The organism is Vibrio sp. 1F279 (assembly GCF_041439815.1).
In the GTDB taxonomy this organism is placed as follows: Bacteria; Pseudomonadota; Gammaproteobacteria; order Enterobacterales; family Vibrionaceae; genus Vibrio; species Vibrio tasmaniensis_A.
In genome coordinates this window covers 15,879-34,625 of record NZ_JBGOOU010000005.1, presented here as the reverse complement: position 1 = coordinate 34,625, position 18,747 = coordinate 15,879, and the positions used below count along the sequence as shown (strand labels likewise).

Sequence of the window (18,747 nt, the reverse complement as noted above, 5' to 3'; positions counted from 1 at the left end):
TGATTTATTATTTTGCTCGAGGTTGAGCGATCATTAGCGAACTAAACGATCCTCGAGCATTGATGTTCTGTTTAAACGAGTTAGCAACCTTATTTAAGCTTGCCGTTAAGTCTGGTTAAGCTTTTTCTTTTAGTGCGTTAAAGCGTTCAACTTGGTCGGCAATAAGTTCACGCTTTTCATTGCGACCTAGGTAGATCTTAAAAATGTTCTCGCCTGTTTCACTGAAGAAACCGAAGTAATGACTTTCTCGCCCCATGAACGCCTTGCTCACCAAACCAATATGTTTGATGTTATCCAGTTTTAAGTGGCCATGCAGCTCGCCTTCTTTACCCATCAGATTGTAGTAACCACGCGCGACTTTGCCTTTAGGGAACGGCGCCTTTACTTCGAAGATTGAGCCAAATGAATGCATAATTGTGGTCACTGGGCCCCAACCTACCAAACCTTCTAGAATATCTTGAGCACGGCTGCCATCTAACATCACCGCCATGTCTCCAGGAAAAGCAGCGACAACTTCAACCTCTGAAACACCTAGCTTCTCAGCAATCGCTGTAGGAAGCAGTTTTGGTTCTTCTTCTAGAATGCGTGCGACACGTTGTTCTAAAGTTTCTGTCATTGCGAATGTTGTATCTGTCATTGAATAAGTTTCCGTATAAACGAGTGATTTACGTAAGTTATAAACTAAAAATTCGAGATTAAGCGTGCTTCAAACTTGCATGCGGGTGAGCACCCAAGCCAGAGGCAGTTGGTGCTGGATGCAAGGTCTGATACTCAGTGTTAAGCACTTGAATCACACTCTGTGCAAGACTTACCGCCCAGAAGCTGCCAGCTATAGTCAGGCTCAGGTAATCTTCCGAAAGATCAACTAGGCCATTCTTTTCCCAATGTGAAAACAGAGGCTTCAGGTAGTCAAACGTGTCTTGCCCCATAAAACTCGGCAACGTACTTCTTCTTACAACACCAGAATCAAAACCGGCTTTCAATGAAGAGAAGATTGGCTCTAGTGAGCTTTGCTTGGTCATCATGGCTATTGGCAATTGACCTTGCTTTATAGACTCCATGTAGCTGTCTAAAGTTCGATGTTGCATCACACCATGACCACCGATGTTGCCACCAGCGCCACAACCAATGGGTAGAACTTCGGCATAAGTTTTCGCTAAGCTGTTGTAAATGCTGCGTTCGCGGTTATCACGAGTCCAGTGATTCACGCTCAGTTGCTTAACCTTGTGCTTTGCCATGAACTCAACGCCCGCCAAGTACATACTCGCCTTATCTGGCGTATTAGCCGGTGGTGGGATTTTTCCTTTCTCAACAAGATTAAGCATAGGCGCGTTGCCTGAAACAATCAGTTGGTAGAGGTCAATACCGTGTGCGCCAGTCGACATGTAGTCTTCTAAATCTTGTTGAAACACTTCCATAGACTGGTGTGGCAACCCGTATAGCAAATCAAGAACGATAGGCGCTTGTTCAGTGCGACTCAGTGAACTGATACGTTCCAACACAACTTCTCGGTCATCCAAGCGCTTAGCACTGCGTCGAACTTGAGTATTGAAACTTTGAATACCAAATGAGAAACGATTGAAGCCACCTTCCAGCGAACGATCAAACATCTCGTCGCCAAATCGATTAATACGCCCTTCTAAGGTCATTTCCACATCGTTCGCTAATGGGAAGTATTGACGAATAGCCTTGCCTAACAGCTCAACTTGTAGAGGAGATAAATCGGTGGGTGTTCCACCACCAATATAGACGGCGTGAAATAGTCCTGACTGAGCCCAAGAGGTTTTAGCTTTTTGCTTTAGCTCAACCATCAGTGCATCAAAATACTCATCCACTAATTTACGGCTTGCGGCATTTTGGAAGAAATTGCAGAACGTACAACGCACGCGACAAAAAGGAATATGGATATACAAACAACGTTTATCCTGTTTCTTTCCTTCACTCAGCATCAATTCATCAAAGATTTCCAATTTCTTGCTCGGGTCGACCGGGATTGAGCTTCCCCCAGCATGTGCAGATTGCTTTTTGGCAAATGCAAAACGAAGTGGGTCTGGGCTAGAAATGCCCAGAATTGATTCGTCAAACTTATATATATCAACGCTCATATAACCCCTTCTAAACACTTATATAGCAAAGCCTGGAAGACTGTTTGCTAAAACTGAGAGAATCATAAATAGACGCAAATGATAATGCAATTGATAATTGATCTTATTTAGATTCTAAGCAATAATCCGATACATATTTTAGATTTGGTGAAGGATTGAATGTGAACGTTCCTAGATATGTTATTGCAGGCGGTGCATCGTTAGTGATTCATGCGGCGATGTTATTTGTCGCTCAAGAATCCAAAGTCTTTGCAATGCCTGCAGGTAGCCAATCGAACACGGTATCGATCAACTTCACTCCAAAGAGCGTTCCCTCGCACGCTCAGCAAAAAACCGTTACAGAGCCAGTTGAGCTTGAGCCAATCAAGGAAACGGTCTCACACCCAGAACCTAAACCTGTCGAACCGAAAGCAGTAGAGCCAAAGCAAGCCAAACCTGCACCAAAGAAAAAAGCGATCACCAATAAGCCTCAGCCCAAGAAAGTAGAGAAAAAGGTTGTGGAGAAGACAGTCGAGAAGAAGCCGATTCAAAAAAAACCGGTGACTCAACCAGAAAAGATGGCCGACAAAAAAGTCGATAAAAATATGGACGAGTCCGCCAACCAACCTCGACAAGTTAACCAAGGCGTATCTAACCAAGAGCCGTTGTTAATCACTAGGCCCTCTTTTACAGCTCGTCCAACACCACCAAGCTACCCACGCCAAGCAAGGTGCCGAGGCGTTGAAGGTGTCGCAACTTATGAGGTCTGGTTAGACGCTGAAGGAAAACAAATTAAACAGGCATTAGTCAACTCATCAGGCGCACTAATGCTCGACAACGCAGCCTTGAAAGCCATTAAGAAATGGAAGTTCTCACCTCATACTGTAAATGGTCGAGCAATTGCTCACCGTGTGCAAATACCTGTTCGTTTTAAGTTGGATTAACCATGCAACAAATCAGTTACTTACAAGATCAACTTGGCCTAATGACATGGCCTCTTCTTATCTGCTCAGCATTAACAGCAATGATCATCGCAGAGCGTATCTTCCAAGTCATGCTAAGCATTGGGGTTGGCAAACGCGCTATTCGTCATGAGCTCAATCAGATTTCACCAACCAATAGCAAAGAAATCGAAGCATTAGCACAATCTATTTCTGGTAAACGACCTCTTCTGTACAAGGGCGTGTCGATGCTGCTTGCTCACCACTCTTTCTCAAAAGGTTTACGTGAAGATGCAGCAGGGATTTGGCTACAAGAGAAACGCCACCAGCTTCACGCAGGTTTAAGACTGCTTGGCTTGATCGGCGTCATCAGCCCGCTAATTGGCCTGCTTGGCACGGTACTTGGGCTTATTGAGATGTTTAAAGGCGTTGCCGCTACAACAGGCAGCATCACGCCTAATGATTTGGCAGACGGTCTTGGATTAGCAATGAGAACCACTGCTGCGGGTTTGATGATTGCGCTTCCTGCTATTTCAGGAGCTCAACTACTCGGGTTATGGGCCGATCGAGTGCTAGCTCAGTTAGAACACACTCTGAATTATGTGAATGTTTGGCTAGAAGGCATGTCGATTCAAACGAATCAGTCTGACGATACTCAAGGTACACCCGTCAGCAAAGCCTCTATCGGTGATGTGAGCCGAGCATGATTAAAACGCCCCACTCATCTCAAACACAGAGCTTAGTTCCGGATTTAACACCCTTACTGGACATTATATTTATCGTGATGGTTTTCCTTCTACTGACAGCATCAGTGAAGTTGGAGTCATTAGAAGTGGAGCTTCCGAGTTCTGATATTAAAAACGTTTCTGAAGTTCATAAAGATTCGATTAGCGTCAATATCTTAGATCACGAACCTTACTGGGCGATCAACGGCCAAGAGTACATCGACTGGGAAAACTTCAAGATCGCACTGTTAGAAGAAACAGGCACATCGGATAAGAAACCGATCATCATTGGCGCCGATAAAGCAGCTAACGTCGAGAACTTAGTGAAGTTGTTGTCGTTCTTACAAGAAAACGGTATTCCAGCAACCCAATTACTCACGGAGGAAGGCTAGAACGACTCTTAAATTTTCATGAGACCTAGCACCTTTTATGAGATTGGACTCTTTATTGATAAGACCAAATAACCAAAGCCAGCTCTCTATCGATTCAAATTCAACATGCGGACAGGCTGATCACAAAGCATCTTCGCGATTACTCTCCATCAAAAGAAAGTACAAATAAATTATTATGAAAGACTTAAAAGTGCTCAATAAATTAAAGAACAACAAACATTTACTCGCAATCGCCGCGATGGGGTTGGTACTTGCAGCACCTATCGCCAATGCTGACGACGCAAAACAACTTAGAATCATCAGTGCTGGCAGCGCCGTTACCGAATTAGTTCTTGCTCTGGGTGCTGAAGAGCAGTTGATTGCAATTGATGTGACCAGTCACTTACCTCAATCAAAAAAGCTGCCAAAGATTGGTTATCACAGAAACCTTTCTGCAGAAGGATTGATTGCCTTATCGCCAACGACGCTCATCGGCTCAGATGAGATGGGGCCAGACAACGCCATTTCTCAATTAAAATCTGTGGGTATCGATGTCGAGATCGTTAACACCGAAGCAAACGTTGAAGGGCTGCTAAAGCGTATCGACCAAATTGCAAAGATTACCCATACCGAAGCTCACTCACAGCAAGTGAAAGCCGAAGTGAATCAAAAAATTGCGGCACTGAAAGCTAACCAAGTACCCAACAACGAAGCGAAGAAAGTTCTGTTCCTATTACTGCATGAAGGCCGTCCTGCAAATGTTGCTGGCGGTGAAACATCACCCAACGCGATCATTGAATTGGCTGGTGGTGTTAACCCTGCGGCTAAAAGCCTGACCTCTTACAAACCACTGTCGATGGAATCACTCGTTGAAATGCAGCCTGATGTCATCTTAGTGAGCGGCCGTAGCTACCAGAAAATAGGCGGCGCTGATGCCATTCTTAAATCGTTACCTATGCTAGCGGCAACGCCAGCAGGCATGAACAAGCAAATCATTACCGTAAAGGGCAGCGCTCTAGTTGGAGGGCTTGGTCTTGAAAGCCTCTCTGAAGCAAAGCGAATAAACGCACTTATCTATCCGCTATAACTTATTTACCCGTTATAACTTATCTACCCGCTATAACTCACTACCCTATTTTTACTGTTACTTGCTCAATCCTCACTACCGCGTCGCTTTCGTAAAGTCGGCTACGAGGATTGAAGCTAGTGATAGACATTGAGGCTCTTTATGTTGTTACGATCCGTCCCACTAAAAACATCGATGTTAGGCTTCGGCGCTATCCTAGTCTTAACCGCGCTGTACTCGGTCACCGTTGGGCCTATGGACATAAGCTTAGCTGACAGCGCAGCTAGCCTATTCCAACTCAGCAATGACTTAGCTCCCCACATCAATTTGGTGATTCAAGAGATCCGTTTACCGAGAACCATCTTATGTATGCTAATAGGCGCGATTCTCGCATTATGTGGTGCCGTCATGCAGGGGCTATTTAGAAACCCGCTTGCTGAACCTGGGATCATCGGCGTCTCTGCCGGAGCTGCATTAGGCGCGGCGTTGGCTATTGTTCTTTTCTCTGAACTTTCACTGCAATACCCTGCTTTTATGAACTTTGCGGCCGTGCCAGTATTTGCCTTTTTAGGTGGCGCTTTAACCACCCTGCTAGTTTATAAGCTAGGTACGGGAAAATTCGGTACCTCGGTGACCATCATGTTATTAGCGGGTGTTGCGATCAGTGCATTGTCAGGCGCAGGTATTGGCTTCTTGAATTTCATTGCTGATGACCAAATGCTACGTGATCTTTCGTTGTGGTCGATGGGGTCTTTGGCGGGCGCTAAGTGGTCCGGCATTTTACTTGCTGCTGTCACACTCGTTGGATTGTTTGTTGTTTTCTACCGCCAAGCGATGTCATTGAATGCTCTATTACTGGGCGAATCAGAAGCACAACACCTTGGCATCCCAGTACAGAAACTCAAGCGAAAGCTCATTCTACTTACTGCGGCAGGCGTTGGTATCACGGTTAGCTTGTCCGGCATGATTGGCTTCATCGGACTGGTTATTCCTCATTTAGGCCGCATGTTGGCGGGCCCAGATCATCGAGTACTACTCCCATTGTCTGCGGTATTAGGCGCGTTATTACTAACAGCTGCAGACATGTTCTCACGCGTCGTACTTGCACCAGCAGAGCTACCAGTAGGCATTGTCACGGCGATCATCGGCGCTCCATTTTTCTTGTATCTACTATTTCAACAGAAAGGGAGAATCCTTTAATGTTTCCTGCAGCGTTAAAAGCAACCGACATCGAAGTGAAGTTCGACAGCAAAGTGATTTTAGATGGCGTTTCTATTGAGATTGAAGCGGGAAAGGTGACTACACTGCTTGGGCCAAATGGCGCAGGTAAAAGCACGCTGCTCAAAGCTTTATGTCAGGAGATATCGAGCACTGGTGATATTCAGTATTTTGGACACACCAAAGACAAGTGGTCTTCTCAAAAGTTGGCTAAGCACTTGGCGATGCTTCCTCAACATAGTACGTTGACCTTCCCTTTTCTGGCACACGAAGTTGTCGAGCTTGGTGGTATCCCGTTGCAAGAGTCCAACAAGAAGCTCACTAGCATAGCTAGCCAGAAAATGGATGTTGCCGATGTGTCTCACCTAAGCAAAAGGCTCTACCCTTCTCTATCTGGCGGTGAAAAACAGCGTGTTCACTTGGCTCGAGTGCTAACCCAACTTCACTATTCTGGTGACCAATGTATCTTGATGCTTGATGAACCCACATCAGCACTGGATCTTGCCCATCAGCACAACACGTTAAAGATCGCGAGAGAGTTAGCCGACAACCACAACGCAGCGGTTATCGTAGTTTTACATGACTTAAACCTAGCCGCTCAATACTCAGATCGATTGATAGTTTTGAAAGAGGGAAACTTAGTTTGCGATGGCTGCCCTTGGGAAGCACTTAAGCCTTCGATGATTGAAGATGTGTACGGCTACACAAGTATTGTCGAAAAGCACCCAACCATGAACTTCCCCCAGGTTCATCCCGCACAATAAGCTCGATTAAGAACAGGTTCGTTTTGAGTATTCGCTTTCTCTAACAACCACACCATTCACCGCCTCGATTTCTTCGAGGCTTTTTATTGTCTCACAGTCCCTCTCTCGCCTTAAAATCAATTTTGTTAGTTACCATGGCAATACCCCTTAAAACGGCTCACCTTGAACGTTTGAGGCTCTAGAAATAAACACCATCAGTTAATGTTAGTAAGCTTTTAGTTACTCAGTAAAATGCAGGCGAAACCCTAATCATCTAAAAAGAAAAGAAATAACCTTACTCAGCACAAAGACAAGATAACGACAACGGTGTGAGAGCTAGAGAAAAAAGGAAGAAAAGTGAAACTACAGGTACAAAAAAAGCCCCCTCAGGAGCTTCTTTTATTGCGTGTTGATTATTGGCTCATATGAATCAATGATTTACCAATCAACCACTCTAATTCTTTACCACTAGCATCACCAAACTGAGTTTCAGTTAGCTTGTACAAGCGGTCGATACCGTTTGCCGCGAACTCATGTGCATTCTCAGCAGTAACGATATGATGGAAAAGTAAACGTAAGATCGCTAGGAACTCAGCATCTTCAAGTGCAGCAACCCAGCTAGCCGAAAATGCATCAAGGCCATTTTCAAAGTCAATGTGTTCCATGAACATCTTGAAAATACGACCGTCTAGAGCAGCAGTAAAATCCGTTTTCTTTGGAAAGTGATGACTTATACCTGTACGAGAAACGCCTGTTTGTTGACTCAACGTCGTGTATGACATTTTGTCGTAACCCAATCTCAATAGTTGGTCTACAACGGCATCCATGATCTTCTGGATCGTGATTTCTGTATCTTCTTTACTACGCTTTGGCATATTCAGGTTCTTCTCTTTGTAAATCCATCTAACTCAACCGAGTGAAGTCAGAATGAAAATCGTTATCAGCATTATGTGAGCAAGGTATTTTTTCGCAAGTATTTCCATTAAATACCCACAAATACTTTGTACGAACAATTTTACAGTGTTGCCTCTTTGGGCACTTTGTTTAATTATTCTTCGAAAATCACCTTACAATCCTAAGTCGATAAGTTTAAATAACTACTTAGAATATGAAATACCCAACGAAAAATTCATTGTATAAATAACTGTCAAGCGATAGATACTCTTATAAAATCAATCCTGGCGCAACTAAGTGAATGATATTCTGACAAATAAATAACGTACCTCTTCAGGAAAACGTGATATTAATCACATACATATTTATCGTCGCGAATATACATATTCATTAAATATCCTATCAAACAGCATAGCATACTAGTAAAAATTAGTTCAAAGATTTTGATTTTTGTAGATACAGTTCAAATTGCTCGCTAGAATAACCGCAGACTTTGTAAGAGGATTATTTATGAGCCAAGATATTGGTAACAATGATGTATGTGAGGCTTGCGGCTGCGCAGGTGAAATCGGGTTTATCATTAAAGAAGGCGACGATGTTGCCGAAGTAACGGTTTACGGTAACTCTAAAGCACTCATTGAAACTGAGTTTGCTAAGTACGTTGAGCTTGCTAAACAAGTGTCTAGCAACGTTGAGTTTGAAGCATCAGAACTGACAGAAGAAAGCACAGAATTAAATGCTCGCTTTAAGTTTGAAGTCAGTGCTGAGAAGATTATATTCGAACTTAAGACTCGCTCTCTAGCACGTTAATATAAGCACCAACACTCATACCAATGAAAGACGAGTTTATTTCTCGTCTTTTTTTATAATCTCAATCCACCCTAGAGCACCATTGGTCTCAAAATCGTTTTCGGCAGCACATCGAATCAACACCCCTGAAACTTCAACGACCGCACCTAGGCTATAGGCCTTATCATCATAATAACAAACTCGTTGCTGTGAACCACTCTGAGTGACGACGACTGCAGCCTTAGCGGGCGTTGATATTATTTTATTAGCATTCGCTGATACTGAACAAAATACAGAAGTTACAATCACAAAGCCTTTTAGAATTTGACGCTTTATTTCAATCACAGATTCGCCTTTCATTGTGTTCTATTCTTTTTTACCGACCAACAAATGAGTAAAACACTATGCGAGAATAATTTTTTCATTATAGTGTTAACGTCTATCGTAATAAGAAGCTTGTTATGCTCCGAATAATTGTACTTATTATTGGTTCTTTAACCATAACAAATGTGACTGCAGAACCACTCGATCAGTATCAAATATTGAACCATCTGGATAATTACGGAAACTTATATTTACGAAATAAGCCCTATACATCACTACCGACAGGATTGGTCGTCGATGGCAATTTAAATATAGAAAACACCGCAATCACTCGCCTTCCCAAAGGGTTGGAAGTTAACGGAAGCCTTAAAGGCGGTAACAGCCTACTAGCCCGAGTTCCATCGGGCGTAAAAATAAAAGGCTACGCCGACTTGATAGGAAGTAAGATTACCCGTTGGCCAAGAGGTGTGAGAGTGGGTGGATTCATCAACCTCACTGATACCCCCCTAATACGGCTTCCCAACGGCTTTAGAGTGAAAGGAGACCTAAGTGTGATCCGTACTCCTTTAACTGAGCTGCCAAACGGGATAGTGGTTGATGGCGATTTATATATTGGCGGATCTGCAATTACAGAATTTCCCGATACCATGACGGTCAAAGGCAATATCTACCTAGGTGGTAACACGATTACCACGTGGCCGACCCAATTAGATCTTGGTGGTGCTGTTGCTCGCTAACCTGCCGTTCGATTGATTGATTGATTGATTGATTGATTGATTGATTGATTGACGGTAATAGCAGTACTTAGAAAAAGACACCTATACCGCTATAAAAAAAGGAGCCTTAGGCTCCTTTTTCAATTCAATCAACGAACTTGTTTGCTAACGCTCGTTAACCAATATTCTTCACTGGGTTCGCATAGCTATCGATCAAGTACTGACGAGCACCTTGTGGCAAACTCGATAGTTTATCTTCAAACTCTTGCTTCACCGCAGCTGTAATCGACTCGTCTTCTTTTTCTGCAGCCAGTAAGTTCACAGGAAATAGTTTGTAGTTATCATGGATCTGGCGGTCAATCTCTTGAGCAAGTGCTTCAGGCGTATCGAAATCTTGGTCAATAACCTGACCAAAACCAACATGAACACGCCCTTTATTACCGATGATGCCTTGAATGATACTTTCGATATCTTCAAACTCACCCTTTTCGTAACTGCCGTTTACGTCTTTTTCAAAAAGCTCTATTGCTTTCGCGGTGTCACATGGATCGTTTTCGTATGAAATAGCCACAGGAACGATCTTCAATGATTTCACGTACTCAGGAAATACGATTTTTTGCTTACGCCCTTCAACATGGAACATCTTCAGAATTGCTGGCTCTGTGAAGTCATTGCCGTCTTTTGCACGACCTTCTTTCTGAGCGATCCAAATAGAGTTACCTGTTTCTAGAGAGTGCTTAATGTACGAAGACAATTGTCCAAGCGCTTTCATCATTTCACGTGGCCCTTTTAGAGAACGCTTTACGATGAAGCTTTTGTTCAGACGCATCAATTCAGTCGCACATGGCTTCTTTAGTAGGTTATCACCAATGGCAATACGGCAAGTTTGATGATTTTTCAGATGCAAAGCGTAATTAACTAACGCTGGATCCATAGCAATGTCACGATGGTTTGATACAAACAGGTACGCTTGGTTCGCATCCAGTGACTCTAAACCCGTGTATGTCACCCCTTTGGTGGTTTTAGCGAGCGTATCGCGTAAGTACTTTTTCACTTCGATCTGAATGGATTCAACGCTAGTCAGCTTGCTCCATTTCATTTTCAAGTACACTCGCAAGATCGGGCTCATTAACGCTTTGAACCAAGACGCATGGTTTGAAAAACGATAGTGCAAGATCGCACTGATAAATTCTTCATCATTAATAAGACGGTTTAGTGCCGCTGGAATTTCATCATCGCCGTAAGGACGAATATCAACATATGGATCGGTTGGAGAGGTCATTTTTTCATTCATATAATAAAAAGCTGGCTCATTCTACGCGTTGTTTTGACTTATCGCAGCTACAGAGCCCATACTTTTGACAAGGTCAGACCAGAAACATCGAAAATGCCCTGTTATTATTGGCATTCTTTAAGATTAACGGTAATCTTGACGCCCCAAGACTAAGGTACTATCTATGAACTTCGCTATTGAATATACATCGGCTTACTTTTCACACCTGGTGATTACACCACGCAAAAAAGTACTTAAGCATAGCCTTGTATCGGTTCAAAGTGGTTTGGTTTTGATTAAGCTGGGCAAACAAGAGTATGCCGTCGAGCCAGGTCAGAGCGTCTGGGTTCCATATGACTGCCTAACATCACTGACCTACTTTCCAAACACACAGGTCAATCGTGTCGACTTTTCTGTGCGCTTGACGGATTCATTCCCAAGACAAGCGGGATACGTCACGCAAACGAACCTCTCTTCTGCGTTGCTAGAAAAGCTAGAAGTTACTAAGTCTCGTAGTCTAAAAACGAATAATACTGAGCAAGCGTTTAAAGATATGCTTTCTGTATTGAAGCAAGAAGTGTTGTCGTTTAAACCACTGCTTTGTGAAAGTGCTCTGTCTCAGCGATTCAATCAGTGGAATGTTGATGATTCGAACTTACCGCAAGAGCACACATTGGTGATGGTAATGCGCGAGGCGAAGAAACGCATGCAATCAGGTCAGAAACGTACTCTTGTGATTGATGACCTGTTCTCAGGTAAAGAAGAAGAGTTCGAGCAACTGTGCATGCTCGTGTTTGGTGAAGATTTATAGCTTGGCGGTAAGTGAGAGCTGGTATTAAAACTAGCAAGCCAAATACTAAAAAGCCGCAAAAACTCAGTTTTCGCGGCTTTTTTAATTCTTAGCACTTAGACAGAAAAGAATGAACTACCTGTCTAGAATGGCAGCTCAACCTGCATCATTAAGTCTGCATCACTAGAGTCATGCCAACGGTAATCAAAACGCATACGCGGCTGCCCTTCTACTTTATCACCAAAACCTATGCTCAGCTGAAGACCATGGTTCATCAACCACTCTTCTGTCGACATATTATACTGTTCATCTTCCAGCTCTTCTGGAAACCACATACCGAGACCAACATAGTTAGACTCAAGGCTCTGAGTTAACAAAGGCGCATCTTTGCTTTGAATAACCCAATCAGACCAGTAATCAGGCTTAGTTTGAGGTTCTGGTTCGCTTAACCCACTAAGCTCCAACATACTTTGGCCGAAAGCTTCAAGGCTCGTAGAAAAGTCTAAACAGCTATTTTCGTCATCAGAAGTCAGCATTACCGAATCTAGGCTAAAAAAATCACACTCAGCATATGCAGGTAAACTGCATGCTGCAATGATCATCGTCGCTGGTATCGCGCGCTTTAGCATAGTCATCAGACCTCTTGAGTGAGTGAATCTACATTATTGTATACAGTCCACTATCTTGCAATATCTTTGTAACTGACTTTGTACTCAGTTTTGCAACATCGCTTCCACTTATCAGCGCATTGCGGATATCAGTACTACGAATTTTCACTTTTTCAGGGCAAGCCATTACAGACCACTGCTCAGTAATCTCATCTGATTTATAAAAAGATGAGAACTTAAAGAAGTTGTCAGGACCTATAACGAACGTGAGTTCCGCATCACGATGTAACTTCTGAAGTGCGCTGAGCACCGCATAAGTCGTTACGCTTTCACCTGGAGTAAATAGGCTCTTTTCGACCAAAGAAAGCTCCACTTGCTCCAATGAAAGATCGCTAATAAATGCGTTAACTAACTGACATCTCGTATCAAAGTCTAGCATCTCTTTTCCCCAAGCATGGGCAATACTTGGAACGAGCAGGATTTTGTCAAAGTGAGCCAATGAATCAATCACACTTTTATGCCCTAAACTCGGTGGATTAAACGCACTACCGAAAATGGCTATTTTTTCCATTACTTATTACTGCCTTCTCTTTCTAAGCTTGTGCAAAGAGGTTTTTAAATCGGATGATTTAGGTATGATAACACTAGATTTTTAATTTGCTTGCAGGAAAGGAATACGAATGGAACAGTTAATTCGTGACGAAATGCGCGTACTACCTTCAATTGACCCTCACTTCGAAGTGACTCGTCGTGTGGAGTTTATCAAAACGAAACTTCAACAGTCAGGATGCAAATCACTGATCCTTGGTATCAGTGGTGGTGTCGACTCAACAACCTGTGGCCGCTTGGCACAGATGGCCGTTGATAGCCTAAATGAAAGCGCTGGTAGCGACGAGTACCAATTCATCGCGGTTCGTCTACCTTACGGTGAACAAAAAGATGAAGACGAAGCACAGCTTGCTCTCTCTTTCATTCAGCCTTCTCAATCTGTTTCTGTCAACATTAAAGCGGGTGTTGATGGGCTTCACGCTGCATCTCACGTTGCTCTTGAAGGCACAGGTCTACTACCAACAGATTCAGCAAAAATCGACTTTGTGAAAGGCAACGTGAAAGCTCGTGCTCGCATGATCGCACAATACGAGATTGCTGGTTACGTTGGCGGTCTTGTGATTGGTACTGACCACTCAGCGGAAAACATCACTGGTTTCTACACTAAGCACGGTGACGGCGCATGTGATTTAGCACCACTATTTGGTTTGAACAAACGCCAAGTTCGTGAGCTTGCAGCAACGTTGGGCGCTCCAGAGCAACTTGTTAAGAAAGTACCCACTGCTGATCTAGAAGAGCTTGATCCACAGAAAGCCGATGAAGCAGCATTGAACCTTTCTTACGATCAGATCGATGATTTCCTTGAAGGCAAAGCCGTTTCTCAAGACGTATCCGATCGCTTAGTTGGCATCTACAAAGCAACACAGCACAAGCGTCAACCAATCCCAACGATCTACGATTAATTTTTGAATTAGCTCAGAATCAAAAAGGCCGGAAGCTCATTTACGAACTTCCGGCTTTTTCTATTTAGTGTTTTTTAATGCGTTTTTCTTAATGATCTAACGAGTCGTTAATCGACAACTTCGATATCGGTTTGAGGCACGCTACAACACGCCAAGATCTGCCCCATATTACGTTCATGATCTTGCAATGCAGGGACATCCGGTTGATGAACTTGTCCGGACTCAAGCGTCACTTTACACGCTCCACAGAAACCCGCACGACAACTTGAAGCAATAGATACCCCCGCGTACTCTGCTTGCTCTAGCAAGGTTGATTGATTATTACCTTCGAACAGGTAGCCGTTCACACTTAACTGCAGTTGCTTCACCGCTTCCTCGGTCGATTGAGCCACACCAAACGCTTCTTGATGGTAATGCTGAGGGTTGAGTCCCATTTGAATCAACAGTTTCTTTGCATTATCCATAAAGCCGTCAGGGCCACACACGAACGCTTGGCGCTTGTGTAGATCTTCAATTTTAGCGACATGCGACACGCTTAGACGCCCAGATAAACCATCCCACTCTTTGGTTGGTTGGCTTAATGAATAAATCACACGAAAACCCGCATGCTCACTGGCGATCTTATCAATTTCAGCTTGATAAGGGATGTCTTCTTCACTGCTGCATTGATGGTAGAAAACCAAATCATCAATTTGACCATGGTCGGCTAAGTAACGAAGCATCGATAGCATTGGAGTAATGCCGCTGCCTGCAGACAAAAGCAGTAACGGATGAGTTGGATTCGCTTCTAAGTAGAACGCACCATCTGGATTCTGAGCAACTAGAGTATCACCCACTTGGAAGTGATCATTTAACCAATTAGAGATTTGACCATCGTCCACTCGCTTCACTGAAATCGCTAAACGACCCGCTCGTGAAGGGCTAGAAGATAACGTGTAACGACGAGAAACCTTCTCGCCATCAATCACCATCTCAATCGGCAGATGTTGCCCTGGCTGATAACTTGGCAATGAATGGTTTTCTTTGGCAGGCTCTAACCAAAAGGTCGTAAAGTCACGAGCGATCTCTTCACGCTCAACACACGTTAAATGTAACGACTCAACCCAAGTGTCTTCATAGTGTTCTTTCTCTTTGGTTTCGAGTACTTCAACCACATCACCCGCTTTAACCAAACCTTCATTTTTAGCCACAAGATTCTGACCAAAGAAAACGCCACCACGCTCGTTAGCTCTGAATGTAGAGAAGGTATTAAGAGGCTCTTTTGTTGATCTAAATTCGCCACGCTCAACATCAACTGTCGTTAGGATACAACGCTCGCAAGGCTTCACCGCTTCGAACTCAACCTCACCGATACGGATACGCTTCCAACCATCTTCAGCAAAAGCTTCTGTATTCGAAACAACAAAGTTGGTCCGGAACTGATCCATAGAGTGAACTTCAGGGCTGCGGCGATTAAGCTCATCTAGAGAGGCTTGGCTGATCACTAACATTGGATAGCCGTCAGCGAAACTGACATTATGGCCAAGCTTTTCACGCACTCGATTCGATTGCTCACCAGAAAACAGCAACTCAACACGAACTCCGAGCACATCACTGAACCAATCATCGGCTTCATCATTGGTGGTGTAAGCCGTAAAATTGTCTTTCCAAACCGTTGCTGGTGCTTCTTGCATCTTGAAATTTGCATACTTTAGACGCAGCGGCTCTTTACCTTCATAAGTAAAGATCAAACCGTCTGGTTGCAGGCTTGAAGATACCTTGACCATTTTCGGATACTTACGCGCTGTCACCATTGAGCCATCAGCCAGTGCCAACATAAAACGTCTGTCGAAAGTAAGACCCTGTTTTTCGACCCAAGCAGAAGAGAGTGCGATCCCGCCCACTGATTTAACCGGAAACACATTGATTTGAGATAAAGAGGGAGCTTGATCTAAAGGTGACTGCGACATAACGATTCCAATGTTTTGTTGTTTGTCCCAATGCTAACAAATGGTTATAAATAGATAAACTGGCAGGCATTAAACACTTGATACTAAGCTAATATCTTGAGATGTTTAAATCACTGCCTTGTATACATTAAGACAGCAATGCATTAACACTCTCTATACGTTCTATAATATGAACACGGTTATCGCATTGAACTTTCATTGAATAAAAAGGATTTATCATGAACAAACTCGTCATTATCATTTTATGTGTATTGCTTCCGCCCGTTGGTGTGTTCTTCGCTCGCGGTGCAGGTAAAGATTTGCTGATTAACATCGTCCTGACCTTCTTCTTCTGGGTTCCAGGAATGATCCATGGTCTGTGGGTAGCCACCCGCTAACCCTTATTAACAAATAGATACCGAATAAAATATCCATAAAAACAAGCTCCTAACCCTGAAGAGTTAAAAATAGGATGAAATGAAAGTGCTTTTCCACTATCATCCTGTCGCCTAAACGTAAGCGATTGCTTTCACAGATTTCGCTGAGTTTAGGCTCCAACTACATAACACTTCAAATGGTGGGAGCCTTCAATGACACAACTTACGATTACTCGTCCTGACGACTGGCACGTTCATCTACGCGATGGCGAAGTATTAAAAGATACAGTCCGCGATATCAGCCGCTACAATGGTCGAGCGTTAATCATGCCAAACACCATCCCACCGGTAACCGATACCGAAATGGCTCTTGCTTACCGTGAACGCATCATGGCAGAGCAGCCAAGTGAACAGTTCCAGCCTCTAATGGCACTTTACCTAACAGACAACACAACACCTGATGAAATTCGCAAAGCGAAAGAATCTGGCGCTGTTGTAGCGGCGAAGCTATACCCTGCTGGCGCAACGACAAACTCGGATTCAGGTGTAACTTCAGCTCAAAAGATCTACCACGTACTAGAAGCGATGCAAGAAGTGGGTATGTTGCTGCTTGTACACGGTGAAGTAACGGCTCACGATGTTGATATCTTTGACCGTGAAAAAGAGTTCCTAGACACGGTTCTAGCACCGATTGTTAACGACTTCCCTAACCTGAAGATCGTTCTAGAGCACATCACGACTGCAGATGCAGCGACTTTCGTTAAGAACGCTAACGAGAACGTAGCGGCAACCATCACAGCTCACCACTTGCTTTACAACCGTAACCACATGCTGGTTGGCGGCATTAAGCCACATTTCTACTGCCTACCTATCCTTAAGCGCAACACACACCAGTTAGCACTTATCGAAGCGGCAACAAGCGGTAGCAAGAAGTTCTTCTTGGGTACCGATTCTGCGCCACACGCGAAAGGCGCTAAAGAGTCAGCATGTGGTTGTGCAGGTTCTTACACAGCACACGCTGCGGTTGAACTGTACGCTGAAGTATTCGATTTAGAAGGCAAGATTGAGAACTTGGAAGCGTTTGCAAGCCACAATGGTCCGGATTTCTACGGCATGCCACGTAATGCAGACACAATCACGCTCGTTAAAGAAGAGTGGAATGTTGCTGAAACCATGCCTTTCGGTTCAGACATCGTTGTGCCAATCCGTGGCGGCGAGACGATTGCTTGGGCTGTAAAATAAGCGCTTGGGCTGTTAAGTAAACGCCTCCATTTAACGAAAAAGGGTCACCATAATAATTATGGTGACCCTTTTTTGTTTCGATGAAAGACTGTCTTATTATAAAAATAATGAACGATTACTTACCGCGTATTTTTCCAATCGCAGTCCAAACAACAACGACAATCAATCCAGCTAAAACCCCAATCACACCATTTAATAGCGTCGGTACCACCGCTGTCGCAATCGTATGTCCACTAAAATCCATAATAATCGGTTCAATTAAATGATGAATCGCAGGAACGTTGTGCACCACAATACCGCCACCAACCAAGAACATCGCAGCTGTACCGACCACAGCAAGCATCTTCATCAGCTTTGGTGCAAAGGCGACTAACCCATCACCCAAACGGGTTTTAATGGTACTGCCATTCGACGTGCGCTGGAGATAGAAACCTAAATCATCCAGCTTAACGATCCCTGCCACTAAGCCATAAACACCAATCGTCATCACAACGGCTATCAAACTCACGACAAGAATCTGAGTAAGGATACTTGTACCCGTTACGGTACCTAGCGCAATCACAATGATTTCCGCAGATAATATGAAGTCGGTACGAATCGCGCCTGAGACCTTTCTCTTCTCATATTCCTCTATGGATTCGCCAGTACTCGTATCCTCTTCCTTCTCGTCATGTTGATGAGTATGAGGAAAGAGCTTCTCTAAGATTTTCTCCGCCCCTTCAAAACAAAGAAACAGACCACCAATCACGAGAAGTGGCATGATCAACCAAGGGATGAACGCACTGATCAATAATGCCGCCGGAACCAAAATCAACTTATTTTTAAATGAGCCTTTTGCGACCGCCCATACCACTGGGATTTCTCTTTCAGCAGAAACACCTGATACCTGCTGAGCGTTAAGGGCTAAATCGTCACCCAAGACGCCTGCGGTTTTTTTAGCTGCCACCTTAGACATCAGTGCGACATCATCCAACACGGTTGCAATGTCATCTAGCAGTGTTAATAAACTTGCTCCAGCCATTTTATTGTCTCTTTTTAAAGGATTGAACCATCGATGAAATGTAACATCATCAATTCACTCATCAAAGTTATGAGTCTGTAAAAAATAAAGTCACAAGTTGTGTTTTCTATTGCTGTCTCTGTTAGA

Annotated in this window: 21 protein-coding genes; 12 read left to right on the top strand and 9 right to left on the bottom strand. The window is 43.7% G+C overall.

Translation table 11 applies throughout. The features are described 5' to 3' along the window. Positions 1–115: 115 nt before the first annotated feature. The gene (gene hutX / locus ACED60_RS05575; protein ID WP_122046203.1) at positions 116–637 is read right to left on the bottom strand and encodes a heme utilization cystosolic carrier protein HutX; all 522 of its coding nucleotides are present in this window, start codon (positions 635–637) and stop codon (positions 116–118) included. Positions 638–695: 58 nt separating this feature from the next. Next, positions 696–2,105 carry a heme anaerobic degradation radical SAM methyltransferase ChuW/HutW gene (gene hutW / locus ACED60_RS05570; RefSeq protein ID WP_135380740.1) on the bottom strand — a complete coding sequence of 470 codons (1,410 nt, stop codon included), beginning with the start codon at positions 2,103–2,105 and terminating at the stop codon, positions 696–698. Positions 2,106–2,266: 161 nt separating this feature from the next. Between hutW and ACED60_RS05565 the strand changes: the two genes are divergently transcribed. The 6 genes from ACED60_RS05565 to ACED60_RS05540 all read left to right on the top strand — a co-directional run bounded on the left by ACED60_RS05565 (position 2,267) and on the right by ACED60_RS05540 (position 7,169). Beyond that, on the top strand, positions 2,267–3,028 hold the full coding sequence (locus tag ACED60_RS05565; RefSeq protein WP_371727098.1) for an energy transducer TonB: 762 nt from the start codon (positions 2,267–2,269) through the stop codon (positions 3,026–3,028). Positions 3,029–3,030: 2 nt separating this feature from the next. Beyond that, the gene (locus ACED60_RS05560) at positions 3,031–3,732 is read left to right on the top strand and encodes a MotA/TolQ/ExbB proton channel family protein (RefSeq protein WP_135380738.1); all 702 of its coding nucleotides are present in this window, start codon (positions 3,031–3,033) and stop codon (positions 3,730–3,732) included. Then, entirely contained in the window at positions 3,729–4,142 is a 414-nt protein-coding gene (locus tag ACED60_RS05555; protein WP_009845734.1) for a biopolymer transporter ExbD, read from the top strand. Before ACED60_RS05560 ends, ACED60_RS05555 begins: the two co-directional genes overlap by 4 nt. A gap of 175 nt (positions 4,143–4,317) precedes the next feature. Further along, positions 4,318–5,208, top strand: coding sequence for a hemin ABC transporter substrate-binding protein (locus tag ACED60_RS05550; protein ID WP_017097074.1), 891 nt, complete (start codon positions 4,318–4,320; stop codon positions 5,206–5,208). A 141-nt stretch (positions 5,209–5,349) separates the two neighbouring features. Next, the gene (locus ACED60_RS05545; RefSeq protein ID WP_135380733.1) at positions 5,350–6,387 is read left to right on the top strand and encodes an iron ABC transporter permease; all 1,038 of its coding nucleotides are present in this window, start codon (positions 5,350–5,352) and stop codon (positions 6,385–6,387) included. Further along, positions 6,387–7,169, top strand: a complete 783-nt coding sequence (locus tag ACED60_RS05540; protein ID WP_135380731.1) for a heme ABC transporter ATP-binding protein — start codon at positions 6,387–6,389, stop codon at positions 7,167–7,169. The genes ACED60_RS05545 and ACED60_RS05540 overlap by 1 nt, the downstream gene beginning before the upstream one ends. Positions 7,170–7,561: 392 nt before the next feature. Here the strand turns inward: ACED60_RS05540 and ACED60_RS05535 are convergent, their stop codons facing one another. Next, positions 7,562–8,023 carry a TetR/AcrR family transcriptional regulator gene (locus ACED60_RS05535; RefSeq protein WP_009845738.1) on the bottom strand — a complete coding sequence of 154 codons (462 nt, stop codon included), beginning with the start codon at positions 8,021–8,023 and terminating at the stop codon, positions 7,562–7,564. 529 nt (positions 8,024–8,552) lie between these two features. On the opposite strand from ACED60_RS05535, the gene ACED60_RS05530 reads away from it, so the two are divergent. After that, complete coding sequence (locus ACED60_RS05530; RefSeq protein WP_009845739.1) at positions 8,553–8,852, top strand: YfcZ/YiiS family protein; 300 nt, start codon at positions 8,553–8,555, stop codon at positions 8,850–8,852. A gap of 36 nt (positions 8,853–8,888) precedes the next feature. Here ACED60_RS05530 and ACED60_RS05525 read toward each other — a convergent pair whose 3' ends face one another. Next, positions 8,889–9,191, bottom strand: a complete 303-nt coding sequence (locus tag ACED60_RS05525; protein ID WP_009845740.1) for a YnjH family protein — start codon at positions 9,189–9,191, stop codon at positions 8,889–8,891. A 101-nt stretch (positions 9,192–9,292) separates the two neighbouring features. On the opposite strand from ACED60_RS05525, the gene ACED60_RS05520 reads away from it, so the two are divergent. Beyond that, on the top strand, positions 9,293–9,892 hold the full coding sequence (locus tag ACED60_RS05520) for a hypothetical protein (protein ID WP_017102755.1): 600 nt from the start codon (positions 9,293–9,295) through the stop codon (positions 9,890–9,892). A gap of 154 nt (positions 9,893–10,046) precedes the next feature. Here the strand turns inward: ACED60_RS05520 and ACED60_RS05515 are convergent, their stop codons facing one another. Next, positions 10,047–11,153, bottom strand: a complete 1,107-nt coding sequence (locus ACED60_RS05515) for a 1-acyl-sn-glycerol-3-phosphate acyltransferase (protein WP_029223825.1) — start codon at positions 11,151–11,153, stop codon at positions 10,047–10,049. Positions 11,154–11,328: 175 nt separating this feature from the next. Between ACED60_RS05515 and ACED60_RS05510 the strand changes: the two genes are divergently transcribed. Continuing rightward, positions 11,329–11,955, top strand: a complete 627-nt coding sequence (locus tag ACED60_RS05510; RefSeq protein ID WP_017097078.1) for a hypothetical protein — start codon at positions 11,329–11,331, stop codon at positions 11,953–11,955. Between the two features lie 122 nt (positions 11,956–12,077). On the opposite strand, the gene ACED60_RS05505 is transcribed toward ACED60_RS05510, so the two are convergent. Then, positions 12,078–12,569 carry a hypothetical protein gene (locus tag ACED60_RS05505; protein WP_009845744.1) on the bottom strand — a complete coding sequence of 164 codons (492 nt, stop codon included), beginning with the start codon at positions 12,567–12,569 and terminating at the stop codon, positions 12,078–12,080. A gap of 22 nt (positions 12,570–12,591) precedes the next feature. Then, positions 12,592–13,113, bottom strand: coding sequence for a nicotinate-nicotinamide nucleotide adenylyltransferase (locus tag ACED60_RS05500; protein ID WP_009845745.1), 522 nt, complete (start codon positions 13,111–13,113; stop codon positions 12,592–12,594). Positions 13,114–13,222: 109 nt separating this feature from the next. Between ACED60_RS05500 and nadE the strand changes: the two genes are divergently transcribed. After that, positions 13,223–14,053, top strand: a complete 831-nt coding sequence (gene nadE, locus ACED60_RS05495) for an ammonia-dependent NAD(+) synthetase (protein WP_012600251.1) — start codon at positions 13,223–13,225, stop codon at positions 14,051–14,053. Positions 14,054–14,160: 107 nt separating this feature from the next. Here the strand turns inward: nadE and ACED60_RS05490 are convergent, their stop codons facing one another. Then, positions 14,161–16,002, bottom strand: a complete 1,842-nt coding sequence (locus ACED60_RS05490) for an MOSC N-terminal beta barrel domain-containing protein (RefSeq protein ID WP_371727097.1) — start codon at positions 16,000–16,002, stop codon at positions 14,161–14,163. Positions 16,003–16,220: 218 nt separating this feature from the next. Between ACED60_RS05490 and ACED60_RS05485 the strand changes: the two genes are divergently transcribed. Both ACED60_RS05485 and pyrC read left to right on the top strand, forming a co-directional pair. Next, positions 16,221–16,379, top strand: a complete 159-nt coding sequence (locus ACED60_RS05485) for a YqaE/Pmp3 family membrane protein (protein ID WP_008215717.1) — start codon at positions 16,221–16,223, stop codon at positions 16,377–16,379. A gap of 192 nt (positions 16,380–16,571) precedes the next feature. Further along, complete coding sequence (gene pyrC, locus ACED60_RS05480) at positions 16,572–17,600, top strand: dihydroorotase (RefSeq protein WP_012600249.1); 1,029 nt, start codon at positions 16,572–16,574, stop codon at positions 17,598–17,600. 115 nt (positions 17,601–17,715) lie between these two features. On the opposite strand, the gene ACED60_RS05475 is transcribed toward pyrC, so the two are convergent. After that, positions 17,716–18,621 (bottom strand): DUF808 domain-containing protein, encoded by a 906-nt coding sequence (locus ACED60_RS05475; protein ID WP_017097083.1) that lies wholly within the window; start codon positions 18,619–18,621, stop codon positions 17,716–17,718. Positions 18,622–18,747: the final 126 nt, after the last annotated feature.

Coding starts and splice junctions, on each gene's coding strand:
- ACED60_RS05490 (WP_371727097.1), bottom strand. CDS start 16,002: ATGTCGCAGTCACCTTTAGATCAAGCTCCCTCTTTATCTCAAATCAAT.
- ACED60_RS05560 (WP_135380738.1), top strand. CDS start 3,031: ATGCAACAAATCAGTTACTTACAAGATCAACTTGGCCTAATGACATGG.
- hutW (WP_135380740.1), bottom strand. CDS start 2,105: ATGAGCGTTGATATATATAAGTTTGACGAATCAATTCTGGGCATTTCT.
- ACED60_RS05535 (WP_009845738.1), bottom strand. CDS start 8,023: ATGCCAAAGCGTAGTAAAGAAGATACAGAAATCACGATCCAGAAGATC.
- nadE (WP_012600251.1), top strand. CDS start 13,223: ATGGAACAGTTAATTCGTGACGAAATGCGCGTACTACCTTCAATTGAC.
- ACED60_RS05500 (WP_009845745.1), bottom strand. CDS start 13,113: ATGGAAAAAATAGCCATTTTCGGTAGTGCGTTTAATCCACCGAGTTTA.
- ACED60_RS05555 (WP_009845734.1), top strand. CDS start 3,729: ATGATTAAAACGCCCCACTCATCTCAAACACAGAGCTTAGTTCCGGAT.
- ACED60_RS05505 (WP_009845744.1), bottom strand. CDS start 12,569: ATGACTATGCTAAAGCGCGCGATACCAGCGACGATGATCATTGCAGCA.
- ACED60_RS05515 (WP_029223825.1), bottom strand. CDS start 11,153: ATGACCTCTCCAACCGATCCATATGTTGATATTCGTCCTTACGGCGAT.
- ACED60_RS05485 (WP_008215717.1), top strand. CDS start 16,221: ATGAACAAACTCGTCATTATCATTTTATGTGTATTGCTTCCGCCCGTT.
- ACED60_RS05520 (WP_017102755.1), top strand. CDS start 9,293: ATGCTCCGAATAATTGTACTTATTATTGGTTCTTTAACCATAACAAAT.
- ACED60_RS05475 (WP_017097083.1), bottom strand. CDS start 18,621: ATGGCTGGAGCAAGTTTATTAACACTGCTAGATGACATTGCAACCGTG.
- ACED60_RS05510 (WP_017097078.1), top strand. CDS start 11,329: ATGAACTTCGCTATTGAATATACATCGGCTTACTTTTCACACCTGGTG.
- ACED60_RS05540 (WP_135380731.1), top strand. CDS start 6,387: ATGTTTCCTGCAGCGTTAAAAGCAACCGACATCGAAGTGAAGTTCGAC.
- ACED60_RS05525 (WP_009845740.1), bottom strand. CDS start 9,191: ATGAAAGGCGAATCTGTGATTGAAATAAAGCGTCAAATTCTAAAAGGC.
- ACED60_RS05545 (WP_135380733.1), top strand. CDS start 5,350: ATGTTGTTACGATCCGTCCCACTAAAAACATCGATGTTAGGCTTCGGC.
- ACED60_RS05530 (WP_009845739.1), top strand. CDS start 8,553: ATGAGCCAAGATATTGGTAACAATGATGTATGTGAGGCTTGCGGCTGC.
- ACED60_RS05550 (WP_017097074.1), top strand. CDS start 4,318: ATGAAAGACTTAAAAGTGCTCAATAAATTAAAGAACAACAAACATTTA.
- hutX (WP_122046203.1), bottom strand. CDS start 637: ATGACAGATACAACATTCGCAATGACAGAAACTTTAGAACAACGTGTC.
- pyrC (WP_012600249.1), top strand. CDS start 16,572: ATGACACAACTTACGATTACTCGTCCTGACGACTGGCACGTTCATCTA.